Source organism: Moorena sp., assembly GCF_982860115.1.
Genome location: NZ_CEYLVT010000433.1, coordinates 1 through 2,557, shown reverse-complemented (window position 1 = coordinate 2,557; position 2,557 = coordinate 1). Strand labels below are relative to the sequence as shown.

2 protein-coding genes and 1 pseudogene are annotated in these 2,557 nt (G+C 44.5%); 1 reads left to right on the top strand and 2 read right to left on the bottom strand.

The window, feature by feature from the left end:
• Positions 1 to 351, top strand: a pseudogene (locus AC4II3_RS32420) (hypothetical protein); the annotation flags it as partial.
• A 36-nt stretch (positions 352 to 387) separates the two neighbouring features.
• Here the strand turns inward: AC4II3_RS32420 and AC4II3_RS32415 are convergent.
• Together AC4II3_RS32415 and AC4II3_RS32410 are read right to left on the bottom strand one after the other, a co-directional pair.
• A complete protein-coding gene (locus AC4II3_RS32415) occupies positions 388 to 1,389 on the bottom strand; it encodes a hypothetical protein (protein WP_488011013.1) in 1,002 nt (333 codons plus the stop codon).
• 112 nt (positions 1,390 to 1,501) lie between these two features.
• Positions 1,502 to 2,467 carry an RpnC/YadD family protein gene (locus tag AC4II3_RS32410; protein WP_488011015.1) on the bottom strand — a complete coding sequence of 322 codons (966 nt, stop codon included), beginning with the start codon at positions 2,465 to 2,467 and terminating at the stop codon, positions 1,502 to 1,504.
• Positions 2,468 to 2,557: the final 90 nt, after the last annotated feature.

Genomic DNA, 2,557 nt, shown 5'->3' with positions numbered 1-2,557 from the left:
TTGGTGGCCCGAGGTGAAAGTGGCTTAATCAGGGGCATTCAACCCGACATGATATTAGTTATAGAAACTAAAAACAGTCTAGGTGCGCTTTCCGTTGGCGAATTAAATTCGCCACGGGTCGCACCTGCTGATGTATCCGTTGGGTTACCTCAATTACTGACCTATGCCTATAAGAGTTTAGACCATCAAGACTCAGTTTGGGGACTATCGACTAACGGATACATTTATCAGTTTATTTATATCCAAGCTGGCAATCCTCCGATTTATCAGTTGATGCCAGTATTAAACCTGATGGAATCGGAGTCATCGATTAAATTACTACAAGTTATTAAAGCTATAGCGCTCCTATAGCATTTCCATTTGATTTGTGAACATACTCCCTAGCGACTATGTTCGCTCTCCAAATCGAGCCAATAATTCTAGTCGAGACAAATGTAAGAGTAGGGGGGTAAATTCTTCTGGAGAGAGTGCCATCAATGGCTCAATAATTGCCAGCAGTTCCTGGTCTAGTTCACCAAAACGGCTACGCAATAAGTAGGTGACCATACTACGGCGTTCGTTTTGCCTACCTTGGACTAGTCCTTCTTGTTTGCCCTCGACTAGTCCCTCTTGTTTCCCTTGGACTAGTCCTTCTTGTTTCCCTTGGACTAGTCCCTCTTGTTTCCCAAGCTCGGTAGCCAATTCCAGTCGTTGTTGATATATCTGAGATAATTGCATGATTAACTTCCGGTCATCTTCTTCTAGGTTTTGATTTTGTTTGATACGTGCCTCTAAGATTGCCAGCATGTCATATACTAATTCTAGGATATTGTCTTTGTGCTGACTCCCGTTCGGTAGGGATTTCAATTCCTCAATTGCTTGCTGTTGCACTCTACCTCTACCAAGAATTCTCAGCCATAAGGTTTCCGGAGTAACTGGTAGTTGGTGAATCGCTACAATTGCCGTATACAAGGATTTCCCGAGAAAGTACATCCCCCTGGGATAATTAACTAGATCTGCTTGGAAATTGAAGCTTTCTAAAAACTCTGCCGAAGCCGTTGGGGAGAGAATCCATAAACGAGGCAGTTCTGTCACCCTAACTTGGGCATTAGTGCGCTTAGCCTGACGGAAAACTTGACCATGAACCTGGGCCAGTTTACCGATACAACTGAGCACCTCAAATTTACTGACTGGGTTGCGGAACGGTTCAAAAATAGCAGGGGTTGTGGCCAGTTTTCCGAGTAATCCCAAGCTTTGTCCATTGGTTTCTAGTGGCTGAGATGGCAAAAAGTAAACATCAATTTCTTGAACTTCCCCAGGCACTTTCCAGCTCGTTTCCACTTTACCCAGGGGGTCGAGGAGTTCTTTCAGACATTGTTTGGCAAACTGGTCATGGACGTTTCTGGTCATGGAACACCCTCAGGACTATTGATTTAATTAGTAGTTAATTACTAGTTAAGTAATCAGCCAAAACTCCTTCTCCACGAGCTAGTCAACCGGCACGATATTGGGGATTAATCACCTAATTTAGCTCTCCAAATCGAGTCAATAATTCTAGTCGAGACAATTGTAATAGTAGGGGGGTAAATTCCTCTGGAGACAGTGCCATCAATGGCTCAATGATTGCCAGCAGTTCCTGGTCTAGTTCACCAAAACGGCTACGCAATAAGTAGGTGACCATACTACGGCGTTCGTTTTGCCTACCTTGGACTAGTCCCTCTTCTTTGCCCTGGACTATTCCCTGGACTAGTCCCTCTTGTTTCCCAAGCTCGGTAGCTAATTCCAGTCGTTGTTGATATATCTGAGATAATTGCATGATTAATTCCCGGTCATCTTCCTCAAGGTCTTGATTTTGTTTGATACGTGCCTCTAAGATTGCCAGCATGTCATATACTAATTCTAGGATATTCTCTTTGTGCTGACTGCCGTTTGGTAGGGATTTCAATTCCTCAATGGCTTGCTGCTGCACTCGACCTCTACCGAGAATTCTCAACCATAAGGTTTCCGGTATCACTGGCAGTTGGTGAATCGCCACAATTGCCGTATACAAGGATTTCCCCAGAAAGTACATCCCCCTGGGATAATTAACTAGATCTGCTTGGAAGTTGAAGCTTTCTAAAAACTCTTCGGAAGCGGTTGGGGAGAGAATCCATAAACGAGGCAGTTGGGTGACCGTAACTTGGGCATTAGTTCGCTTAGCCTGACGGAAAACTTGACCATGAACTTGCGCCAGTTTACCGATACAACTGAGCACCTCAAATTTAGTAACTGGGTTGCGGAACGGTTCAAATATGGCAGGAGTTGTGGCCAGTTTTCCGAGTAATCCCAGGCTTTTTCCATTGGTGGTTAGTGGCTGAGATGGCAAAAAGTAAACATCAATTTCTTGAACTTCCCCAGGTACTTTCCAGCTTGTTTCCACTTTCCCCAGGGGATCGAGGAGTTCTTTCAGACATTGTTTGGCAAATTGGTCATGGACGTTTCTGGTCATGGAACACTCTAAAGACTATAGGAAAGGGAATAGGAAATAGGGAATAGGGAGTAGGGAGTAGGGAGTAGGGAGTAGGGAGTAGGGAGTAGG